Origin of the sequence: Terriglobus roseus, from assembly GCF_900102185.1 — a bacterium.
Classification (GTDB): Bacteria; Acidobacteriota; Terriglobia; order Terriglobales; family Acidobacteriaceae; genus Terriglobus; species Terriglobus roseus_A.
On the sequence record NZ_LT629690.1, the window covers coordinates 369849 to 391637 of the forward strand.

General features: G+C 57.2%; 18 protein-coding genes. 4 read left to right on the top strand and 14 right to left on the bottom strand.

The genetic code is table 11. The features are described from left to right. Genes BLT38_RS01780 through BLT38_RS01790 form a run of 3 tightly spaced genes read right to left on the bottom strand, consistent with a single transcriptional unit; the run spans position 1 to position 2595 of the window. Positions 1-732 carry a lytic transglycosylase domain-containing protein gene (locus BLT38_RS01780; protein ID WP_331711396.1) on the bottom strand — a complete coding sequence of 244 codons (732 nt, stop codon included), beginning with the start codon at positions 730-732 and terminating at the stop codon, positions 1-3. Beyond that, the gene (locus tag BLT38_RS01785; protein ID WP_231966686.1) at positions 719-1615 is read right to left on the bottom strand and encodes an HAD hydrolase family protein; all 897 of its coding nucleotides are present in this window, start codon (positions 1613-1615) and stop codon (positions 719-721) included. Before BLT38_RS01785 ends, BLT38_RS01780 begins: the two co-directional genes overlap by 14 nt. Further along, complete coding sequence (locus BLT38_RS01790) at positions 1612-2595, bottom strand: DMT family transporter (protein ID WP_331711397.1); 984 nt, start codon at positions 2593-2595, stop codon at positions 1612-1614. Before BLT38_RS01790 ends, BLT38_RS01785 begins: the two co-directional genes overlap by 4 nt. Before the next feature lie 25 nt (positions 2596-2620). Here BLT38_RS01790 and BLT38_RS01795 point away from each other — a divergent pair, with 25 nt between their 5' ends. Further along, the gene (locus BLT38_RS01795; RefSeq protein ID WP_083343637.1) at positions 2621-3964 is read left to right on the top strand and encodes a hypothetical protein; all 1344 of its coding nucleotides are present in this window, start codon (positions 2621-2623) and stop codon (positions 3962-3964) included. A gap of 6 nt (positions 3965-3970) precedes the next feature. Here the strand turns inward: BLT38_RS01795 and mreD are convergent, their stop codons facing one another. The 4 genes from mreD to BLT38_RS01815 form a co-directional block, all read right to left on the bottom strand. Continuing rightward, the gene (gene mreD, locus BLT38_RS01800) at positions 3971-4501 is read right to left on the bottom strand and encodes a rod shape-determining protein MreD (RefSeq protein ID WP_083343638.1); all 531 of its coding nucleotides are present in this window, start codon (positions 4499-4501) and stop codon (positions 3971-3973) included. Between the two features lies 1 nt (position 4502). Then, positions 4503-5639 (bottom strand): rod shape-determining protein MreC, encoded by a 1137-nt coding sequence (gene mreC / locus BLT38_RS01805; RefSeq protein WP_083343639.1) that lies wholly within the window; start codon positions 5637-5639, stop codon positions 4503-4505. An 89-nt stretch (positions 5640-5728) separates the two neighbouring features. Continuing rightward, positions 5729-6793, bottom strand: coding sequence for a rod shape-determining protein (locus BLT38_RS01810; protein WP_083343640.1), 1065 nt, complete (start codon positions 6791-6793; stop codon positions 5729-5731). Between the two features lie 107 nt (positions 6794-6900). Further along, on the bottom strand, positions 6901-8025 hold the full coding sequence (locus tag BLT38_RS01815) for an acyltransferase family protein (RefSeq protein WP_083343641.1): 1125 nt from the start codon (positions 8023-8025) through the stop codon (positions 6901-6903). A 104-nt stretch (positions 8026-8129) separates the two neighbouring features. Between BLT38_RS01815 and ald the strand changes: the two genes are divergently transcribed. The 3 genes from ald to BLT38_RS01830 all read left to right on the top strand — a co-directional run bounded on the left by ald (position 8130) and on the right by BLT38_RS01830 (position 13099). Beyond that, entirely contained in the window at positions 8130-9242 is a 1113-nt protein-coding gene (gene ald / locus BLT38_RS01820) for an alanine dehydrogenase (protein WP_083343642.1), read from the top strand. A gap of 120 nt (positions 9243-9362) precedes the next feature. Then, positions 9363-11738, top strand: coding sequence for a sensor histidine kinase (locus tag BLT38_RS01825; protein WP_083346865.1), 2376 nt, complete (start codon positions 9363-9365; stop codon positions 11736-11738). Further along, entirely contained in the window at positions 11735-13099 is a 1365-nt protein-coding gene (locus BLT38_RS01830; RefSeq protein ID WP_083343643.1) for a sigma-54-dependent transcriptional regulator, read from the top strand. The genes BLT38_RS01825 and BLT38_RS01830 overlap by 4 nt, the downstream gene beginning before the upstream one ends. On the opposite strand, the gene BLT38_RS01835 is transcribed toward BLT38_RS01830, so the two are convergent. From BLT38_RS01835 to BLT38_RS01865, 7 genes are all read right to left on the bottom strand, one after another. Next, positions 13080-13598: a GNAT family N-acetyltransferase gene (locus BLT38_RS01835; RefSeq protein WP_172838109.1), complete on the bottom strand. Its 519-nt coding sequence runs from the start codon at positions 13596-13598 to the stop codon at positions 13080-13082. The genes BLT38_RS01830 and BLT38_RS01835 overlap by 20 nt on opposite strands. A gap of 145 nt (positions 13599-13743) precedes the next feature. After that, positions 13744-14055 (bottom strand): hypothetical protein, encoded by a 312-nt coding sequence (locus BLT38_RS01840; RefSeq protein WP_083343645.1) that lies wholly within the window; start codon positions 14053-14055, stop codon positions 13744-13746. After that, positions 14045-15121 (bottom strand): GTPase Era, encoded by a 1077-nt coding sequence (gene era, locus BLT38_RS01845; protein ID WP_083343646.1) that lies wholly within the window; start codon positions 15119-15121, stop codon positions 14045-14047. Before era ends, BLT38_RS01840 begins: the two co-directional genes overlap by 11 nt. Positions 15122-15140: 19 nt before the next feature. Next, positions 15141-16439, bottom strand: a complete 1299-nt coding sequence (locus BLT38_RS01850) for a hemolysin family protein (protein ID WP_231966687.1) — start codon at positions 16437-16439, stop codon at positions 15141-15143. Beyond that, positions 16436-16960, bottom strand: a complete 525-nt coding sequence (gene ybeY, locus BLT38_RS01855) for an rRNA maturation RNase YbeY (protein ID WP_083343647.1) — start codon at positions 16958-16960, stop codon at positions 16436-16438. Before ybeY ends, BLT38_RS01850 begins: the two co-directional genes overlap by 4 nt. 79 nt (positions 16961-17039) lie before the next feature. After that, positions 17040-18071 carry a PhoH family protein gene (locus tag BLT38_RS01860; RefSeq protein WP_083343648.1) on the bottom strand — a complete coding sequence of 344 codons (1032 nt, stop codon included), beginning with the start codon at positions 18069-18071 and terminating at the stop codon, positions 17040-17042. 263 nt (positions 18072-18334) lie between these two features. Next, a complete protein-coding gene (locus tag BLT38_RS01865; protein WP_083343649.1) occupies positions 18335-21670 on the bottom strand; it encodes a TonB-dependent receptor in 3336 nt (1111 codons plus the stop codon). Positions 21671-21789 lie beyond the last annotated feature (119 nt).

Below are 21789 nucleotides of genomic sequence, written 5' to 3' on the forward strand. Positions count from 1 at the left end.
TTAGCGAACCACCGTGGCGGAAACTGCGCGTGCCTGTTCCGCAACACGGCGATTAAATTCCCGGATCACGCGCGCCACATACGCCCGCGTTTCACGGTAAGGCGGGATGCCATGATAACGATCCACCGCGCCCGGGCCTGCGTTGTAAGCAGCCAGCGCCAGTGCAAGGTTGTCGTGGTATCGAGTCAATAGCTGATCCAGATAGGCGCTGCCACCGTTGACGTTCGATGCGGGGTCAAAGCTGTCCTTCACGTTCAGTTGGTTCGCCGTTCCCGGCATCAACTGCATCAGACCGCGTGCTCCCGTGCGTGATACAGCCTTGGTGTTGCCACCGCTCTCGGCCTGAACGACGGACGCCAGCAGAGCCACGTTCACGTTGTGGCGAGCGCCGGAGTCGGCAAGGATGATGGCGGTCCCGGCGGGCTCGTGGGCCTCGGCCTTTACAGGCGCAGGGACATCTGGTGCCGCCTCTACTGAGGTGATGGAGGACGCCGCAACATCCATGAAATTGTCCGCGCGAAGATACAGCCGGGTGATGTCTGTGGAGAGGGCCTCATGGCGTTCGCAGGTGATGCTGAACCCATTGCGCAGCGTTACCACCTCCGCGGCGTGGGCGGCAGCCACACACATACCCGGTAGCAAAAGAAGCGCTGCAATCCTTCTGACGGAGAGGGAGGCCATCCCCACCAGAGTAGCATCCGGGGTTCTGCCGATTGGGTCAGCGGGCGGCATGATCAGCCGCAAAGCAATGGGCGATGGCCTCGGCCACGCCATCTTCGTGATGGTGCCGCGTGACCGTCCAATTACGCTCTTCCGCCAGCAGCCGCAGATCATCGGGTGCATTGCCCATCAACATCGGCCATTGCGCCTGCTCCAGCATGGTCAGGTCGTTCCAGTTGTCGCCAATGGCCATCAGGTCGCTCGCCGTAAGTCCTTCTTCGCGCAGCAGATGTGCCAATCCCGCACCCTTCGAGCAGCCCTGAGGCAGGATGTCCAGAATGCAGAGATCACGCAGCGGATAGACCGTCCGCGTTAGCGACAGACGGCCTTCGTGCGCAGCATCCAGATGCCGGAAAGCCATTTCCATGCGTTCCATGCCACCGCACAGCATGGCCTGAATCGCAGGGAACTGAGCTGTACGAAAGGCAGATTCAATGGGCGTAAAACGACGGATGTCTGCTGCGTTGGCCACCATCCATTTCTCAATGCTGGCGTGCAGATCGTCGACTTCCTCCAGCACCAGTGCGCCACCAGCTTCGTTGCCATGCGGGTCCATGGTGTCAAAGGTGAAGACGAGGCAGTTGCGATAATCCGTGACTGTTTCGCAGAGCCACAGTGCCGTTTCTGCTGGCATTTCCTCGCGAAAGAGCAGACGACCATCCATGGTGCGGGCCACGGCTCCGTTCGAACTGAGCACGATGTCGTGGGGCTGGAAGTTGCCAGTCTGCAGCACCTTCATGGCGTAGCTATGGCGGCGTCCCGTGGCGATCACGATACGCGCACCGGCGCGGCGTGCACGATCTAGCGCGAGCTGATTGCCTGGCGACACCGTGCCGCCGGGATGAACCAGCGTGCCATCCATGTCGATGGCAATCATCTTCGGTGTATCGCTCACACAGACTCCATCTGGATGGCTTCGCTGGCGACTTCTCCACGTGTCGAAAGCACCACAGCCGCGCCCACAATCAGCGATCCACCGAGCCATGCAATCAGACCCAGATGTTCATGCAGCAGGCACACTCCCAGCACCGATCCAATGACCGGCTCTAGGTTAATAAAGATGCCGCCCTGCGATGCGGGTACCTGCGTCATACCCCAATTCCACAGCAGGTTGGTTGCAGCGGTGCAAAGAACACCACTGGCTGCAAGTGCCAACCACGCTTTCATGGAGACTCCATGTACTGGCGGTATCCCATACTGCAGTGGCACCCAGATGAGCAGCATGATCGTCCCCAACACCAGGCTGCGCGCGCTGACCTCTAGCGCGCTATGGCGAAGAAGAAGCTTCTTGTTGCCCAGCAGCCACACCAGTGCAATCACCACAGAGAGAACAATCAGCGAATCGCCCAGCAGTGAGGATGTTCCGCTTGCGTCGTGACCGCCCAACGCGATCATGCAAGCGCCCGTGGTCGAGGCGATCAGGGCAGTCCATCCCACGGCATCCAGCCGCTCTTTCAGGAAGATGGCTGCGGCTGCGGCCAGAATGACGGGCAGCGTGCCGATCATGAGCGCGGCATGCGAAAGAGAAGTGATCGAAAGTCCCTTAAACTGCACCAGAAATTGCAGCGGCACTCCGAAAAATGCGGCGATGAGCAGCAGCCGCCATTCGGATGCGGTCCATCGTTCGCCACGGCCTTTTACCAGCGGCAGGATGGGAAGTGCTGCAAAGAGAAAGCGATACAGCACCATGTGGCCCACGCTGACCTCGCGCAGGGCGATCTTGCCAAAGAAGAATCCTGTGCCCCAGAGCGCCCCCGCCGAGGCGCAAGCCAGAAATCCAAGCGGACGGGAAGTGGTAGAGGAGGGCATCTTTCCACTGTCGCACAGGATGGCGCGAAGCATGATGAGCAGGTTGTTGAAGGCTCGCGTTACCATAGGATTCTCAACCCGGACCACTGCAATGCCTGCCTCGTTCCGCCACCGCTTGTTTGTGCTCGCGCTGTTGTTGCCGAGTCATGCCTTTGCAGCTGCAGTAAATGATGATCCTGCAACGAAACCCGCCGTTCCTGCGATTCAACTGCCCCTGGAGCCATTCGGCTATCGGCCGATGACCTCTGGGATGGGCCTCCGTGCCGGGTACACCAGCGCCACGGTGCACTTCATTGATGCTGACCATCTTCTACTGACCTACACCGCGAAGAAGCTGATAAAGCGCATGCCAGATCAGCGCGAGACAGACGACGACCACTTTGTACGCGCGTTGGTCATCAGCCTGCCCGATGGCAAAGTACAGCGCGAGGCAGAGTGGCGGATGCATGATCGCTCTCCCTATCTGTGGGCGCTTGGGAGCGGTCGCTTCCTATTGCGCATCCGCAACAATCTCTACTCGCTCGATCCCATGGGCAGCTACGACCCATTGCATTTGGGCCAGCGGCTACTGATTGAAAACGAAGACGATCTTGAGGCTCTGCAATTCAGCCCGCAGCACGACCTGATGCTGCTTGAGACCACGCCCGCACGCAAAATTGGTGATGATCCAACAGATCAAAAGGAACGTCCCGTTTCTGTCTTCTTCTATGGTGTGGCCTTGCAGCCGGACGGTTCTGTTCGCCTAAGCAACCGGGGCCATGCTGAGTCCAAGAGTGCTTTCACGCTCTCCTTCACCTCGATGGGAGTTCTGGAGACGGTACACGAGGATCGCACCCACTGGGGTTTCGACTTTCACGGTTACAACGGCGCCAAGATGGAATTGGGAGGCTTCACCTCCACCTGTCGCCCCATCAGTATGTTCATCTCCGACGCAGAGTTTTTCGCCTTTGGCTGCCGCGGCGGTGAAGAACACAAACTGATGGGTGGGTTCAACCTGCTGGCCGAAGCGAAGTGGGTCTTCACGACGGACGATGAGCCGTTGTGGCTCGCCGTAGATAACTCCCCGGCAACGGGGCGATTCGCTGTGCGGAACACGCTCACGTCAGTCAGTACCCAGGGCACCGGATTAGCTGACTCAACCGACGTGCGGGCGGAAGAGATTCGCGTCTATGGCAATCGCGAAGGTGACGAGCTGTTGCGGGTCAACGCGACACCTGTGCAACGCCCAGCAGGCAATTTCGCGTTATCGCCAGACGGTATGCGGCTGGCTGTCTTCCAGGGAACGCAGCTTTCCATCTTTAACCTGCCGGAACTCAAGCCTGCAGAACGTTCTCTGCACAACAAGGAACAGGGAGCGCTGGCGCCGTTGCGGCCGGCTGCAACCCTCGGCGTCATCTCCACACTTGCTGGTAGCAGTGACAACCGAACGCCGTAATCGCTTTTACAGCACAGTGTCCATGCGTGTGCGGTCCAGCAGCAGGAAGATCGGTATCGCGACGGCAGAATTGATTGCTGCGCGGATCAGTTCATGTATCCAGCGTGGATGCGCCTCTGCTTGTCCCAGCAGGATGCTTTGAATCAAGTACAGCAGCGCTGATTGCAGCAGGCAGAAGACGAAGTTCATGGCAACGCGGGTCACCATGTTCTCCACGTCGACCTTCAAACCGATCGACGCTGCAGCATATCCCAGAACAGACTTGGCAATACCATTGACGCCGATGAACTGATTGCCCGGCAGGTCCTGTAGCAATCCAATGACAGTGCCAAAGAGCGTGCCCGCAATCGGGTTTCTCCACGCGATGGAGAAGTACAGCACAATAATCAGCGGAAGATCCAGGATCGAAAGCGGCTGCCAAATACGCGGCAGATAAGCGTTCAGAAACAGCGCGCACAAAGGCACTGCCAGCAGCACAGCCGGATGAAAGCTGTGCTCTTCCAACTCGCGACGATTGGTAAAAGGGCGACGGGGCATCTTATGGCTCCTCCGGCGCGTTGGGAGTGCTGGTGCTGCGTTGCGGCGGCGTTGCGAGTTGCGTATTCGGCGCACCCGGCGTCAAGCTTGATGCGGGAGGAGCGGCACCTGGCGAATAACGGTCCGTGTGAATTGCAGGCTGAGGTCTCGGCAGGGTGGGAGCGGGGCTGGTCGCAGCGTTCTCATCCCCATTTTTCTCATCGGCCTTCTTCAGACCCGGCAGTCGGTCCGCGACCACTTCAGCAGCCTTCTTGCCTTCTTCTTGGTCGTCGTCCGTCGCAGTATTCAACTGCTGCGAAACCTCTGTCACCACCAGTACTTCTTCCAGCCGATCGAGATTCGCAGCAGGTTTGATTGCGATGGCCGCATAGGGTTGATGATCTGGGTCAGGCTTCATGTAGATCACGTTGCCTACGGGAAGGCCGCGAGGATACACACGGTCGCCGCCACTGGTGATGAGCGGTTCGCCCGCCTTGATGCGCTCGTCAGGCAGCAGGTTGTTGATCAGAAGAGTGCCTCCGGGGCCACCACGCAGAATGCCGCGGCTACGCGTGTTCAGCAGGATGACTCCCGCACCGGAACTCATGTCGTTCAGCAACAGTACCTGTGACGACATCGCGAACACATCACGCACCTTGCCAACAGCGCCATCGGGTGTAATGACAGCCATGTCCGGACGAATGCCGTCATTGGAGCCTTTATCGATCGTGACGACACGACCCTGATCGCCACCACCAGTGCCGATCACCTGTGCGGCAACAGTCTTGCCAACGTATTGCTGTTTAAACGCAAGCAGTCGTTGCAGTCGCTGGCCTTGACGTGCATCTTCCGCCAGTGATGCTTCACGGACACGAAGCTGATCAATCTGATACTGAAGATCCTTGTCGTGCTGACGGACATGACGAAGGTCAATGTAGCTATGCCATACACCGCGTACACCGCCGCCCATGTGTTTTAGTAGCGATTCAACTGGGGCAATGGTGTAGGCAGGCCATGCCCGCAGGCCGCGCACATGGTGTCCATCTTCTCGTGCAGCGTAGTTCAGGCGCTTCATCTGCGACGCAAGACCGATCACCTGCGCCAGAAGCACAGCCACCAGCACCAGAGCACTCTTGAAGCGGCTGAAGAAGGATTCCATGGGGAGTCTCGAGTCTTAGTTCAATGCTCAGCCCTTCGTTCGTTTTGCGAATGAAGGGCTGAGCCAAGACTGACAACTAAAACTACGAACTAGTCGATGGCCACCTTGCGCAGCAGGCCGAAGTCATTCAACATGCGACCGGTGCCCAGCACCACGGATGCCAGCGGATCGTCCGCAATGGAGACGGGCAAGCCCGTTTCTTCGCGGATACGGCGATCGAGATTCTTGATCAGCGCGCCACCGCCTGTCAGCACAATGCCACGGTCGCTGATGTCCGCGGACAGCTCCGGCGGGGTCCGTTCCAGTGCCACGCGGATGGCATTCATGATGGTGGCAATGGATTCGCTCAGGGCTTCCCGGATTTCCGAGTCGTCGATGGTGATAGTCTTCGGCACGCCCTCAATCAGGTTGCGGCCCTTGATCTCCATGGTCAGCGGCTTGTCCAGCGGGAATGCCGAGCCAATCTCCATCTTGATCATTTCGGCGGTGCGTTCGCCGATCAGGAGGTTGTACTTCCGCTTCAGGAAGTTCATCACGGCTTCGTCCATCTGGTTGCCGGCCATACGGACCGAGCGGGAATAGACGATACCTGCCAGTGAAATGACGGCGATATCCGTGGTGCCGCCGCCAATGTCGACAACCATGTTGCCGCCGGGCTCCGTGATGGGCAGGCCTGCGCCAATTGCAGCCACCATGGCCTGTTCCACGAGGTAAACCTCGGACGCCTTGGCGCGATAGGCGCTGTCTTCCACGGCGCGCTTTTCCACCTGCGTAATCTCAGAAGGCACGCCGATGATGATGCGCGGGTGAACCAGCATCTTGCGGTTATGTGCCTTCTGAATGAAGTAGTTCAACATCTTTTCCGTGTGGCGGAAGTCGGCGATCACGCCGTCTTTCATCGGCCGGATGGCGATGATGTTGCCGGGCGTACGGCCTACCATCTCCTTGGCTTCCTTGCCCACGGCTTCCACTTCGTTCGTCACTTTGTTGACTGCGATGATGGACGGCTCATTGACGACAATGCCTTTACCGCTGGCATAGACCAGCGTGTTTGCGGTTCCCAGGTCGATTGCAAGATCGTTCGAAAACAGCGAAAAAAGCGAGCGCATGGAGCGCTGACGGGAGGTGCGGCCCTGGTATCCGTTTTGAGGCATGGTTGGTGTGTGCTTCCCCAGCAAAAGGCGTTCTACCCATTGTAGCCGCCGGACAGAGGAAAAACGGGGACACCCAATTCCGCGCTGTCATGGAATGGAAAGAAGTATCAGACCATTGCCGCCGAACGGCGTCCCCGCACCCGACTCCAGAGTTTTTGGGGCCAGTTGGGATCCATGCACGGTCGTTCAATCGCTACAAAATACGCGATGCTGGCTATGACGATGGCTGGCAGTAGAAGGAGAAGCTGGATCAGATAATCCGTATAGAAATTGCCCGTAAGCGCAGCGTGCCGGGTAAGTGGGAACAAAGCGGAAATCACGAGCATGTGAAGGAGGTAGATGGAATAGCACATGCCACCCAGCAGGGCGATCCAACGAGTGGAGAGGATTCTCCGGCTAACAGGTCCCATAAACGTGGCGTGGAAACCCGCCACAAGCAATCCGCATAGAACTATCGGCAGAAAGCGGAACTCTGGAAGAAACAGAAATGCTGGCCAGATCAGCAGGCTGCCAAGATCCCAGAAGGGATGGTCTTGAGCAAGCTTCTGTTCTACTCGAAGATCTGCCAGCAGAAATCCTGTGAAGAAATAGCAAAGTTGTGCCGGTAGGAAGAAGCCGTGTGCTGTGGCAGCACTCCATGCAGGAAGAGCGGAACAGAGGATGCAGGCTAGCAGTACCAGACGGCGAGTCGTTGGGCTGCGGATGCAGAAAAGTTTGGCTAGCAGCGGCACCAAAACATAAAACTCAACCTCGACTTCCAGGCTCCATGTCACTAGGTTCAGCGGTGGTGTGCCCTTTGCGAAAAAGTTATGTACGTAGAAAGCGCACATCGCAAATGATCGCCACACCACGTGCGCTGCCATGCGGTGCAGCAGAAGCAGGCTTACAGCGTAGATCAGCAACGAGAGGATATAGGGCGGCTCAAGACGCGTCAGGCGACGAAGGTAGAAACTTCCCAGGCGTACAGGTTTTCCACCATCTACATACTGTCGCAGGAAAGGTTGCGCAAGAATGTAGCCGCTGATCGCAAAGAAAAGCTGGACGCCGCGCCCGAGTTGATACATGACGGCGACAAAGGCTTCATGCCCTGAAGCATGTAAGCCATATAGATGGGCATGCGAGTTCATCTGCGCCAGAATGTGAATCAGCAGCACAGAAGATATGGCTACAAAGCGTAGCCCATCCACTTCTGGAATCCAGCGGCTACTGGTTGTGATTCGTTGAAGGCGCATGAGAAACAGGGAATTTGTTCCGGGTTTCCTGCCTAGTGTAGCAGTGGCGTTCCAGCTAGGCCGGTCTGATCATCATTGATAAAATTTTCTTGAGGATGATGAGGATGATTGTCGGTGTACCCAAGGAAGTTAAAGATCACGAAAGTCGCGTTGGCATTACCCCCGCCGGAGTGCGCGCGCTGGTAGAGGCTGGACACAAAGTGCTGGTGCAGACCGGCGCAGGCGAACTTTCCGCATTCCCCGATGACGAGTATCAAAATGCTGGCGCAGAGATCGTTGGCAGCGCCTATGACACATGGCGGCTGGCGGATATGGTCGTCAAGGTGAAGGAACCCATCGAGAAGGAGTATCAGTACTTCCGTCCGGGTCTAGTTCTGTTCACGTATCTGCATCTTGCGCCGCTCCCCGCTCTGACGGAAGCGTTGATGGAAAAGCAGGTTACCGGCATTGCGTATGAAACCGTGCGCGATCGCGCTGGTTCGCTGCCGTTGTTAACACCCATGAGCGAAGTGGCAGGACGTCTCAGCGTGCAGGTGGGTGCGGAGTATCTGCAGAAGACGAAGGGCGGACGTGGCCTGCTGCTGGGTGGTGTTCCGGGCGTACCTCCGGGCAACGTGGTGATCATCGGCGGCGGCATCGTCGGTATCAACGCGGCGAAGATGGCTCTCGGCCTGGGCGCGAAGGTCACGATTGTGGACCTTAGCCTGAACCGTCTGCGCGATCTGGACGATATCTTCAATGGCCGCGTGTTCACGCTGGCATCGAACAGCTACAACATCGCGAAGGCCTCCTCAGAAGCTGATCTGTTGGTGGGTGGCGTGCTCATCCCAGGTGCCGCTGCGCCGAAGCTGGTAACGGCTGCAATGGTGAAGAAGATGAAGAAGGGCGCAGTCATTGTTGACGTGGCCATCGACCAGGGCGGCAGCATCGAGACGGCAAAGCCCACGACCCACACTGAGCCTGTGTACGAAGTGGACGGCGTGGTGCACTACTGCGTGACGAACATGCCTGCGGCAGTGCCGAACACCTCGACGCTGGCGCTGACGAATGCCACCTTCCCCTATGTGTTGAAGCTGGCCAACGAAGGCGCGGAAGCTGCGATTAAGGCTGATGCAGGCCTCGCGGAAGGCGTGAACACCTACAAGGGAACGCTCACGTACCAGGCCGTCGCAGAATCGCAGAACAAATCCTGGAAGGCAGTCGCCGAACTGCTGTAGTACGAGTATCCGTAGAAGAAGAACCTGTATCACTCCATGTGGCATTGGGGGATGCAGGTTCTTTTCGTATCCATTGGTGTAACGCCTATAATCGCGAACACCGTCACAGGAGGCATGATCATGGGCACAACACGCCAGCGCAAGATTCTGATGATTGTGCTGGGTGTATTCCTTCTCCTCTTGTTTCTCGGTCTGGCTGCGCTGAATGCATTCCGCCTGAGCTTCCTCACGCCAGACACGCCGGGCGGCATCTTCCTCTTCATCGCGGTATCGTTCCTTGCATTTCTGATCTTCCTTGCCATCCTGATCCTGCTCATGCGCAACGTGTTGAAGCTGTACGCGGAGCAGCGCAATCGTGTGCTTGGCGCACGTCTGCGGACCCGCATGTTGCTAGGCGCAGTGCTCTTGAGCCTGCTGCCTGTGGGCTGCATGTACGGCTTCAGCTATCTGCTGATGAACCGTGCTATCGAGCGTTGGTTTGCCCAGCCCTCAGACCACCTGCGGCAGGAATCGCTAGCGGTTTCGCGTGATCTTTCGCGTTACATCGCGGCAAACGCGCGCTCTGAAGCAGAAGAGATTGCCAGCATCATCTCAGAAGCCGGACCCGATGTAACACCAACAACATTGCAACGTGCCTTGCAGAGTCATGAAGTTTCATTACTCGGAGGATTCGCTCAGGTTTACAGCGGCGATGTCGTGGTGTCGCGTTTCCATACGCCATCTGACCCGGCCGTCCTGAGCGTGTGGCAGCAGCCGGATACGCTCCCCATTGAAGACGACGGGCTAAGCTCGCCTTTGCAGAAACGCGATGGTGGCACGGTGAATGCGATGCTGCTGGCAGGCGTTCGGCGCAGCGATGAGCCGATTTTGACAGCGGGTGGTGTTGACTACATCCTTGGCTCGGCGCATACGTCGTCGGGCTTGCTGGTGGTATCCGGTGCGCCGCTGCCGAGTGGTATGACAGCGCATATTGCTACGTTGAATCGCGCGGGCCAACAGTACTGGCAGTTGTTCCGCATGAGGCAGCAGGTGCGCGCCACGTACATGATGCTTCTGATGATGATCACAGGCCTTGCGCTTTTCATCACGAGTTGGCTTGCACTGCATCTCTCCAAGCAAGTTACGAAACCTGTAGAAGCACTGGCAGACGCGATGAGTGCCATTGCGCAGGGTAACTATCAGCAACGAGTGGAAGCGTCGGCAACGGAAGAACTCGGCGACCTTGTACAGACCTTCAACACGATGGCTGATGATTTGGAGTCCAGCCGCCGCATGGTGGAGAAGACCACGTTGCAGATCTTTGAGGCCAACGTGGAAGTGGAAGCACGGCGCCGCGAGTTGGAGACCATGCTCCAGACCATCCCCAACGGTGTGGTCATGCTGGACGTGGATCGTCGCATTCGCGTTGTGAATCGTGCTTTCAGCGAAATGCTGGACCCCGGTGGTCAACGCGCATTCGTCGGCTTGCTGATGGACGAAGTCATTCCCGCAGAAAGCCTGGAAGTGATGGACCGCCTCTTGCGCCGCAGCCATCGCATGGGTTCTGCGTCGTCAGAGACAGAGATGCCTACGGATAACGGCACGCTGAACCTGGCCATGACCGCTGCAATTCTTGAAACCACCAGCGGTGGCACACGAACACCCACGGGTTACGTGCTTGTACTGGAAAACGCGACAGAGCTTTTGCGTGCGCAGAAGCAGTCTGCATGGAAAGAAGTCGCGCGTCGTGTCGCCCATGAAATCAAGAATCCTCTCACACCGATTTCGTTAAACGCAGAACAGATTCGACGTCACATTGTGCGCCTCGGCGATCTTCTGCAGCAGCATCAACTGGAATCTCCATCCGTAGGTACGATTCGTCGTTCGAGTGAAGTGATCAGTGCATCGGTAGATAGCATGCGAGGCCTCGTTGATCAGTTTTCATCGCTCGCAGAATTTCCCAATGCGCAACCACGTCCGGCAGACCTGAACACCATCATTGAAAACACGCTCAGCCTTTTTGCAGGTCGACTCTCTGGCATCACGGTGGTGAAGTCATTGCAGCCTCGGCTGCCACTTGTCATGGCCGATCCTGAAGCCATCAAGCGCGCTCTTTCTAATCTCATTGATAACGCAGCTGAGGCCATGAGTGCCAGCCTGTTGCGAGAGATTCACATTGAAACGCGGCGCAGTGAACAGTCGCAAGGCATGTTGGAAATTGTGGTGGCTGATACGGGACCCGGAGTCACCGACGATATGCGCGAACGACTCTTTCTGCCGTATTTCTCCACCAAGCAGCGCGGCACAGGATTGGGCCTGACGATTGTGGCGAAGATTATGGCGGACCACCAGGGCACCATCCGTGCGGAAAAGAATTTGCCCACAGGTGCTCGCTTTTTATTGGAACTTCCCATTGCGGCACCGACAGAAAATAGTGGGCTGAACGATATTGCAACGGGCGACGAGTCCTCTGCATCGGAATTCTCAAAGGCAGAGATTAGGAACGCATCGGCATGACTCACATCCTTGTTGTTGATGACGAAACAGAGATCCGCGAATCGCTGGAGACGATCCTGCGCGAGGAAGGCTACGTCGTCACCTCCAGCGGCACAGCGAAGGAATCGCTGGAACTGATCCGCGACGTGGAGTATGACGTGGTGCTGCTGGATATCTGGCTGCCTGACGGCGATGGTCTGGAAGTGCTGGCGCGCATCCGCGAACTTGCACTGGCCGCTCCGCCGGAAGTCGTCATCATATCCGGTCATGGAACCATTGAATCGGCAGTGCGAGCTACAAAGCTGGGCGCGTACGACTTCCTTGAAAAGCCACTGTCGCTCGATCGCACGCTTCTCGTTTTGAAGAACGCAACGGAGGCACGTCGTCTTCGGTTGGATAACTCTGAATTCCAACAGCAGCTCGCACAGAAGGCATATCTCACGGGTGAAAGCGTTCCCATGAAGGCTCTGCGACAGCAGATCCGCTTAATGGCTCCAACGAACGGACGAGTGCTCATCTACGGCGAATCAGGTAGTGGCAAGGAACGCATTGCACGCACCATGCATGCAGAGAGCCTCCGGCCTGACCGTCCCTTCATTGAACTGAACTGCGCCGCCATCCCGGAAGACTTCATCGAAAGTGAACTTTTCGGCTATCGTCACGGAACCGTTCCCGGTGGGCCGCCAGAGAAACGTGGCACCTTTGAGCGTGCGGATGGCGGGACGCTGTTTCTGGATGAAGTGGGCGACATGAGCCTGAAGACACAGGCAAAAGTGCTGCGAACACTGGATGAACAGCGCTTCTATCCTGTTGGCGCATCGCAGCCTGTTCACGTTGATGTGCGTGTGATCGCTGCCACGAACAAAGATCTGGAAGACGAAATCATCAAAGGGAACTTTCGCGAAGACCTGTTTTATCGTCTCAACGTGATCCCGTTTTTTGTTCCCCCATTGCGAGACCGCATGGAAGACATTCCATCGTTAGTGCAGGAATTTCTGAGCGAATTCGGCAGGGAATACGGCCGTCCACGTATAGAGATTTCGCCGGACGCCATTGCTGCATTGAAGCAGTATGCGTGGCCGGGCAACGTGCGCGAACTGCGCAACGTGGTGGAACGCGTGCTCATACTGAACCCCAAGGCAATCCGCATTGAACGGAAACACCTGCCTGCACTCCTCTCGCGCGAAGTGAGTGCGAAGTCCAAGAATGACAACTTCGGCACGCTGCTGCAGGCACGCGAGGCTTATGAGCGTGACTACATCCTGAAAAAACTGGAAGAGTGTCACGGCAACATAAGCCGCGCTGCGGAAGCACTTGGCCTGGAGCGCAGTCATCTCTATCGCAAGATGAAGGCGCTTGGCGTCACGATGAAGGAAGCGTAATGCGATAGCGGATGGTTCCTTCTTCCGCACCTTCGCCATCGAAGCGCATACCGCACTTCTCCATCACGCGAATCGACTCCTGCATCGTTGGAAAGGTATGCGCAATTACGCTGCGCACGCCCTGCGCGAACAGTAGTTGCAACAGCGTCTGCGTTGCTTCCGTTGCGTAACCATTGCGTTGCCACGGTTTCAGAATGGCGTACCCCGTTTCCGCTTCGGCTGCGTTCGTGGGACCGCCCCCTACAGTTCCAATCAAAACCGGTTCAGGTGAGGGAAGCACTATGTAGCGACTCCAGCCAATGGTTTCAGGGCGTTCCGCAAATTGCTTACGGAAGAAGTCGAAGACGTGTGGCTCCCAGTTGCTGTCAGGCCACTCTGGTGGAACACGCGCTCCAAGGCGCGCAGCAAGCTCGGCATAGCTGGCAGTTTCTGCATCCAGCAGTTCGGGTGTGATAGCCACAAGGCGCAGCCGCGCCGTAAGAATGTCAGAGGTATTCAAGCGATTGTCTCCATCAACATTGGTTGCAGACAAAGGTCGGCACATGCACCGCGAAGAAGCGAAGCGCGTGCAAAATCACTTAGCGGCAGGAGACAGTCATAGGCGCGGAGCCAGCATAGCAGAGAAGGAAGGTGCAGGGCGATGCTCAGCCAGCGGCATCGTAGGCTTTGCGCAATCGTTCCAGAGCTGCGCCCAATTCCTTATCGCTTGCGACCGCAAAGAATTCCCACTTATGCGTACTGCCAGCAAGCGGCTTTTGCCGCCGCAGCCCAATCGAGTTTGGGTTCTCAATCGCACGCGTGGCTGGCAGTACGGCAAAGATAGCGTCGTTACGATACAGGCTTACCATGCCGAACATCTTGCCGCGCCGCGTGCCCGGCCATGTCAATGCTTCGTGTTCCAGCATCACCGAACGGCGACGCATCTCGTCGGAGACGACAGGAAACTTAGGCCTCATTCTCTTTCTTAAGCGTCTGCGCAGCCTGCAAAGACTCCAACTGGCGTCGCCAATCCAGCTCTTCTACAAAGCCCTTCTTCGAACGCCAGTCTTCCTTCACCTTCACAAACAGTTCCAAAAAGACGCGAGTGCCAAGAAGGTTCTCAATCTCTTTGCGCGCAGCAGTGCCAATCTGTTTCAGCATGGCACCCTGCTTGCCGATCAGGATGGCCTTCTGTCCGCTGCGTTCGACAAAGATAGCAGCGGCAATCTTCGTCACCGGGAGTTTCGGCTCTTCACCCTTCTTCGGCTTGCGCTGTGGACCCGGCTCTTCCCACTTCTCAACCACGACGGCGGATGCGTAAGGCACTTCCTCGCCGGTGAAGAGCAGAATCTTTTCGCGGATCAGTTCCGCCGCAAGAAAGCGCATCGGCTGATCGGTGAGTTGGTCCTCGGGGAAGTAGCGGTTTGCCTCGGGTAGTTGCTCCACAATGCGACCCAGCAGCGTGTCCAGGCCGTCCTTCTTCGCGGCCGAGATCAGCACCGTATCCGTGAAAGCGAACTTCGTAGTCCAGTGAGTGATGAGCGGCAGAAGGTCTTCGCGCTTCACCAGGTCAATCTTGTTGAACACAAGAATCACCGGGCACTCCACATTCCGCAACATACTCAGTGCAAACGCATCTTCTGCTGCGCTCAGTGCTTTCTTATCTTCTGATGGTGTGGGCGACTTACCTTCCACGCGCGGAGCGGGTTCGTGAATACGATGAGTCGCGTCCACGAGGAACAACACCACGTCGCGGCTTTCCAGCGCGTCGTGCACTTCCTGCATCATGCGTCGGTCAAGCTGTGTGCTGGGTTTGTGTACGCCGGGTGTGTCGACAAGAACAATCTGCGCGGCAGGCAGAGCTTCGCGTGTCTTCGTCTTTGGCGTGGCCGGCTGTTCCAGAACGCCCAGAATGCGTGTGCGCGTGGTCTGCGCTTTATGCGTGACGATCGCCAGCTTCTCGCCAAGGAGAGCGTTCAGCAGCGTGGACTTGCCTGCGTTGGGGCGACCGATGATTGAAACGAAACCTGCGCGAAATGCCATTCTACTTAGTCTACGCGCTCTAGTTTTCCGTGGGGTCGTCGGGCGGCAGCAGGCTCACGCGCACTCGCTTCACCAGCCGCGATGTCGCGTTGACCACTTCCAGCCTTAGCCCGTCCTCTTCAATCACTTCGCCTGGGTGCGGAATATGCCCGGCAAGTTCGGAAACAAGCCCGCCCACGGTGCTTGCTTCTAGGTCGGTTCGCAGCCGAAGCGGTTCGCGCTCGTCTTCCTCTGCGTCCTTCTGCAACAGATCGCGAAGCTTTGCAACATCCATGTTGCCGGGCACAATCCATGAACCGTCTTCTTCCTCAATCACCTCGGCATCTTCATCGTGCTCGTCTTCAATGTTGCCCACAATGGCTTCAATCAGATCTTCAATGGTTACAAGCCCAGCAACGGTTCCGTATTCGTCAATCACAATGCGCATGTGCTGCTTTTCGCTCTGCATCTCGCGCAACAGTTCGTTGACTTTCTTAGGCTCAGGTACAAACGCGGCGGGTCGTTGCATATCGCGCACGGTGCGCGTATTCGCATCGATATCGGTGATTTGCAACAGGTCATGCGCAAAGGCGATGCCGGTGATTTCATCCACGGTGTCGCGATAAACCGGCACGCGAGAGAAGGCATTTTCATTCAATGCTGCGGTGAACTCCGCGAGCGTCATGCTTTCAGGCACGGTGAACATCTCTGGTCGAGGCGTCATCACTTCGCGCACCACCAGATCGCCAAACTCCACCACACTGCGCACCAGCGCGCGATCACTCTCCTCCAGAATGCCTTCCTCTTCTCCGGCTTCCAGCAGAGCGTCCACACCTTCGTCTGGGTGTTCTTCTTCTTCTTCGTTATCCGGTTCCGCCAGCGAAACGATGGATTCCAGCAAACCAAGCGTAAGCGTCAACGGCAGGATCAGGTAAAACAGCACCTGCAATGGAATGCGTGCATTCGATACCCACTCGCCACGCGTGCGTGCAAACAACACCTGCGGCAACATGCGATCAAACACGATGATAATCAGCGCAAGCTCTGCGACTGTCTCTGCGTACGCAGGCCAGCCTCCACCAACACGTGCTCGATGCACACCCAGAATCAGCGCAAGCAGTGCCAGCGAGCCCTGCCGAAGAATGGAAGCGGACAGTGCAACGGAATCGCGTGAGAGTCCCAGCCGCGGCTCAATGCGCTCGGTCCAAGCATCCAGATTTTCCTGGTAGGCACGCGCAAGAAACTTGCCCATCTCGCTGTACACGCGATCCGCGTACGACGACAGGGTAAGCACTGCCAACAACAGCACAATGGAGAGCATAAAGATGAGTGGGCTCATCGCCGCGCCCTCTTGATTGCACTCTTCTTCGCTGCGGTCTTCTTTGTTTTCGTCGCTGTGCGTTTCTTGGGGGCAGCCAGTGTGCGCTCAATTAATCCTGTGGGCAGTTTCAACTTCTCGCGCAGCTCTGCTTCCAGTGCGCGCATCTCGCCCTTGTCGGTTTCATGGTCATATCCGGCAAGATGTAGAACGCCATGCAACATCAGCGTCCGCAATTCATCTTCGAGAGTGTGACCGTGCTCGTCCGCCTGTCGCTGCGCGGTCTCCAACGAGATCGCAAGATCGCCCGCGTAGCCCTCTTCATTTTCAAAGGCAGGGAAGCTTAAAACATCGGTGGGTTTGTTCTTACCGCGGAAGCTGCGATTCAATTCCTTCAATCGCGCATCGTCTGCTAGCAGCACTGTCACTTCGCCATCCAGTTCAGCGGCTTTTTGTGCACGCTTCAGGAAACGTGAAAGTGTCGCCTTCTGCAGCGAAGGTTGTTTGCCATCAGTTCGACTCGGAGGTTCTGTAACGATCAATGCGCCTCGCGTACCTAAGAGAAAAGAGACAGGAGAGGGAAATCCCTCTCCTGTTTATGCTACCTGTTCTGATGCAAAGTTATTGTGTCTTGCGCACAGTCGGCTTCGTTTCTGTTGCGGGAACGTCGATGCCGCCTTCCAGTCCCAGCGAAAGCTGCTGTTCGCGCTGATGCGTTTCGTACGCGCGAACAATGCGCTGTACAAGGTTGTGGCGCACCACATCCTTGTCTTCAAAGTGACAGAAGCCGACGCCCTCTACGCCTTCCAGCACACCAAGAGCTTCCAGAAGACCGCTGCGTTTCGGATTCGGCAAGTCAATCTGCGTCAGGTCGCCTGTGATGACGGCCTTGCTGTTCATGCCCAGACGCGTAACAAACATCTTCATCTGTTCGTTGGTTGTGTTCTGCGCTTCGTCCATGATGATGAATGCGTTGGACAGCGTACGACCGCGCATGAAGGCAAGAGGCGCGATTTCAATGATGCCCTTTTCCAGCATCTTGTCCACGCGCTCTTTTTCGAGCAGATCGTAGAGCGCGTCGTATAGCGGACGCAGGTAGGGATCAACTTTTTCCTGCAACGAACCAGGTAAGAAACCTAACCGTTCGCCCGCTTCCACCGCAGGACGCACCAGCACAATGCGTTCCACCTTCTTCGCCATCAGCGCGCTTGCAGCCATCGCCACGGCTAGATACGTTTTGCCTGTGCCAGCAGGGCCAATGCCAAAGGTCATGTCGTTCTGTTCAATGGCCTCGACATATTTCTTCTGGTTGGCCGAACGCGGATTCACCATACGCTTCACGCCATTGGCGGTGCGTTGGCGACCACTATCGACAAGCTGTTTCAGGCTAGACGCTGGATCGGCTACGGCAAGCTTTACCAGTGCATGGAGCTCAGGTCCGGCCAGCACCACGCCGCTGCGGCGCAGAGCTTCAAAGTCTTTGAAGATGCGTTCCACCAGCGCCACGTGCTCGTCCGTTCCTTCCACGAGCAGGCCGTTCGATCGCAGATCGATCGAAACGCCCAGCTCACTCTCCATCCACCGCAGGTTTTCGTCACGAAGCCCGAACAGGGCTTCCGTATGGGGCGTGATTTCGAGCAGGATCTTGGCCAATGTGCGCTATGCCTCCATGGGGCTGGGGTGCGTTGAATTTGAGTGCTGGGATTTAGATGCGGGAGAGGCTCCGACCGACTGACTTCCACGCGCCACAGAGATGCGGCGTCGGGTGGAACAGATCGAATTGGCGGTTATCACCAAATCAGTCGAAGTTGCGCTGAGAATAGCTCCGCGTAACAACATCGTCAAGCAAAGAAACGAGGAAAAAGAAGGCCGAAACCCGAAGGTTTCGGCCCGTTGTAGTGAGAGCGTAAGGATTGTTAGAAGCTCAGGCGTCCTGACAGCTGAATCTGACGCTGTGCTCCCAGACCGACCTGGTTGCCAACCGTGGAGGACAGCGTTCCGAAGTTGCTGCCTGCACCGTTTGCACCCGACAGGGCGAACGGTGTTCCAGGCTGCGCGCCACCAGTAGCAGCGGACGGAATCACCTGTGCCAGACGAATGTTGCCAGGGTTGGCAAAGTTCGGGTGGTTGAGAATGTTGAAGGCGTCCGCGACGAACTTGAACCGGAAGCGCTCCGTGAAGGCGAATTCCTTCTGGAGGCTCAGATCCAACTGCACCAGGCCGGGGCCGGTGACATCGTTGCGGCGCTGGTTGCCGAAGCTGCCAGCAGCCGGCGTGGTGAAGGCTGCAGGGTTCAGGAACTGCGGGCCTACCGTGGAGACCTGATATGCACCGCGTCCGCCGACGTAAGGATTCACGCCAGGTATGCGGTTCGGACGACGCACGTTACGGCTGTTACCGCCGCCCGGTACGTTCTGGACTGCCGTGGTCTGCACCACGTTGCCCACAAGTACTGGGTTCGCGAAGGTCTGGCCAGCGTACGGCGTTCCGGCGTTGCCCACGTAGGCAACGTCAGGACGCGTGATCAGCACGTCGATCGGTACACCGGTGCGGAAGTTGACGATGCTACCAATCTGCCAGCCGCCTACAACCGTGTTGCCGATGCTGCCCAGGTCCATCGCCTTACCCTTACCCACCGGCACATCGAACAACGCCGTTGCGTTCAGAGTGTCGCGGATGTCGTTGATACCGCGACCGTATTCAGGTGCTTGACCGTAGATCTGCAGCGGCTCCTGCGACGTGGTGGCTTCGTTCGAACCAGAAGAGGTACCCAGTTCCTTAGCCCATGTGTACTGCAGGCCAAGCGACAGGCCGTTCGAGAAGCGGCGCTGCAACGAGGTCTGCAACGAGTGGTACTGATCCACACCGCCGCTGGTCTTGTAGTCGACTTCCGCGAAGCGGTTGCCGAACTGACGAATCGCAGTACCTGCACCCGTTGTGGGGCTGGTCGTTACGCCGGTGATCAGGTTGGTGATGGAGCGCAGGAACAGGTTGCGTCCCGTCGATCCAACATAGCCAACCATGAACTGCATGTTGCCCGGCAGCTGCTGCTGAATGCTGGCCGTGTAGCTGGCCACCTTCTCCGGCACCTTATAGGTGGGAGCGTAGGCGCGCGGCTGGTAGCCCAGCGTCGGGCTGTTGATGTCGTAGTTCGCGTATACGTCCGTCTGCGGATTGATCGGATAAACCTTACCGCTGGTCGCCGTACCACCCGTGTTGGTAAACGTACGGGTCGCACGGTCATTGGCTTCCGGCTGGATCTGATCTTCCGTCTGTCCGGGTCCGAAGTACCATCCACCACCAAGGCGAAGAACGGTCTTGTCATGCAGGCTGGCCGGAGCATAGGTCAGGCCCAGGCGGGGTCCAAAGTTCTGTGTGCTGGAGTACCAATCGCCCTTGTAGCTGGGGTAAATGGTGCCTGCAACCATGTCGAAGACCACGTTCTTGTTGCGTACTTCATGCAACGGCGAATAGTACTCGTAGCGCAGACCATAGCTCAGCGTCAGGTTGGGCTTAATCTTCCACTCATCCTGCGCATATGCGATGTAGTACTCCTGCTTCACCTGGGCGTTTCCGCTCAGGCCCGTGAATGGGCTCTTATCGCTCAACGTGCCGTAGAACTGAATCTGATCCGGAACGTTGTTCGCGAAGTTCGCAAAGCTGTTGTAGGTGTACGTGGTACCACCGATCTGGTCGTTGTACAGCGACAGCGGACGGATCTCAACACCGTACTTCGTGTTGTGGTTGCCGATCACGTAGCTGAAGTTGTCAATGTACGAGTAGCTCTGGCCCGTGTACGGAGCGCCCGTGCCGTTAAACGATGACGACAGCGAAATCAGCGCGCCAACGTTGGTCAAACCGGCAATTGCGATACGCGAAGAGCTGAGATTCACACCGCCGGTAGGACCGGCAACGCCCTGCACGCGCATCTTGATGCCGTTGTAGCCGAACTTGGTTTCGTTGAACATGCGCGGCGTCAGTACCTGGTTCAGCGCCAGAACGCCGTTCTGCGGTACTTCCACCTGGTTAAAGCGGCTCAGCGAAGCATCCTGCACCTGCGACGACACACCCTGATCGCGGTTGTAACGCGCATACAGGTTGAACCGGTCGTTGAAGTGATAGTCGAAACGGATGTGGCCGAAATCTTCCTGAATGCGGTTCTGACCAATGCTGATAAGGCCTGCCGCACCGTTGTTCGCGATGGGGAAGGCAGCCAGCAGCGGCTGCAGTGCCGGGTTGGTCACCTGCGCACGCTGTGCAGCGCTCAGAGTGGTGGAGGAGTAAGGAACAGCCCAAACCTGGCGCAGACCTTCATACACGGCTGCGAAGAACAGCTTGTCCTTGATGATGGGGCCGCCAACCGATCCACCAAACTGGTTCAGGCGGAACTTCGGCGTGTTGTTCGCAGTGTTGCGACGGTTGAAGTAGTTGCGCGCGTCGAAGAAGTCGTTACGCACATACTCAAACAGGCTGCCGTGAAGAGCGTTACCACCACTCTTGGTCACAAAGCTGATCTGACCGCCCGTGCCGGTACCCAGTTCTGCGGGGTAGTTCGACGAGTCAACGCGGAATTCCTGCACGGCTTCCAGCGACTGCTGCAGACGGAAGGTGGAGGTCAACTCACCGTTCAGGTTGCCCGGAGATGTATCGATGATGCTGGTGGCTTCAATGCCATCCAGGCGGATGATGTTCTGTTCCACGGCGCGGCCGGAGAAGTGCATGTTGTCAAAGGTGCCGCTGCCCGTGTTCGTCGCACCGGGGGTCAACAGATACAGCTGCGAAATCTGACGACCGTTGATCGGCAGGTTCTTAATTTCGCGCTCAGGAACGTTGCCGCCGATCTTCGCCGACGACGTATCCAGGTCCACTACGCTGCCCGCATTCACGGTGACAGAGGTTTCCGCACCAGCAACGCCTACGGAAAAGTTCTTTGTTACTTCCTGGCCTACAGCCAATACCAGGTTCTTCTGCTCATTGTTTGAAAAGCCGGCAGCCGTGATCAGCACGTCATACGTGCCGGGCGGCAGTGACACGGCAACATATAGGCCGTCGCCATTGGTGGTCACCACGCGTTCTTGCCCGGTGCCAAGGTTGCGGATGCTTACCTGTGCATTGGAAACGGCAGCGCCACTGGGGTCGGTCACTGTGCCGGTGAGCCTTGCCGTGGTGGTCTGTGCTCCAGCGGCTGCAGCGGAAAGACACGCAACCAGTGCGATGCGCGTGGGGAGATGGAAAAACTTATCTGGCCTCATGCTTCTGAGGATTCCGTTTACGCGTTGCCCAATGTTTACAGCAGGGTGAATGTACGGTTACAAACGGCGGATTATGGGGAAAATTTGGCACAATCGTTCGTTCGTTAACAAAGTTTCCG

Coding starts and splice junctions, on each gene's coding strand:
- BLT38_RS01780 (WP_331711396.1), bottom strand. CDS start 732: ATGCCGCCCGCTGACCCAATCGGCAGAACCCCGGATGCTACTCTGGTG.
- BLT38_RS01790 (WP_331711397.1), bottom strand. CDS start 2,595: ATGGTAACGCGAGCCTTCAACAACCTGCTCATCATGCTTCGCGCCATC.
- BLT38_RS01795 (WP_083343637.1), top strand. CDS start 2,621: ATGCCTGCCTCGTTCCGCCACCGCTTGTTTGTGCTCGCGCTGTTGTTG.
- mreD (WP_083343638.1), bottom strand. CDS start 4,501: ATGCCCCGTCGCCCTTTTACCAATCGTCGCGAGTTGGAAGAGCACAGC.
- mreC (WP_083343639.1), bottom strand. CDS start 5,639: ATGGAATCCTTCTTCAGCCGCTTCAAGAGTGCTCTGGTGCTGGTGGCT.
- BLT38_RS01810 (WP_083343640.1), bottom strand. CDS start 6,793: ATGCCTCAAAACGGATACCAGGGCCGCACCTCCCGTCAGCGCTCCATG.
- BLT38_RS01815 (WP_083343641.1), bottom strand. CDS start 8,025: ATGCGCCTTCAACGAATCACAACCAGTAGCCGCTGGATTCCAGAAGTG.
- ald (WP_083343642.1), top strand. CDS start 8,130: ATGATTGTCGGTGTACCCAAGGAAGTTAAAGATCACGAAAGTCGCGTT.
- BLT38_RS01825 (WP_083346865.1), top strand. CDS start 9,363: ATGGGCACAACACGCCAGCGCAAGATTCTGATGATTGTGCTGGGTGTA.
- BLT38_RS01830 (WP_083343643.1), top strand. CDS start 11,735: ATGACTCACATCCTTGTTGTTGATGACGAAACAGAGATCCGCGAATCG.
- BLT38_RS01840 (WP_083343645.1), bottom strand. CDS start 14,055: ATGAGGCCTAAGTTTCCTGTCGTCTCCGACGAGATGCGTCGCCGTTCG.
- era (WP_083343646.1), bottom strand. CDS start 15,121: ATGGCATTTCGCGCAGGTTTCGTTTCAATCATCGGTCGCCCCAACGCA.
- BLT38_RS01850 (WP_231966687.1), bottom strand. CDS start 16,439: ATGAGCCCACTCATCTTTATGCTCTCCATTGTGCTGTTGTTGGCAGTG.
- BLT38_RS01865 (WP_083343649.1), bottom strand. CDS start 21,670: ATGAGGCCAGATAAGTTTTTCCATCTCCCCACGCGCATCGCACTGGTT.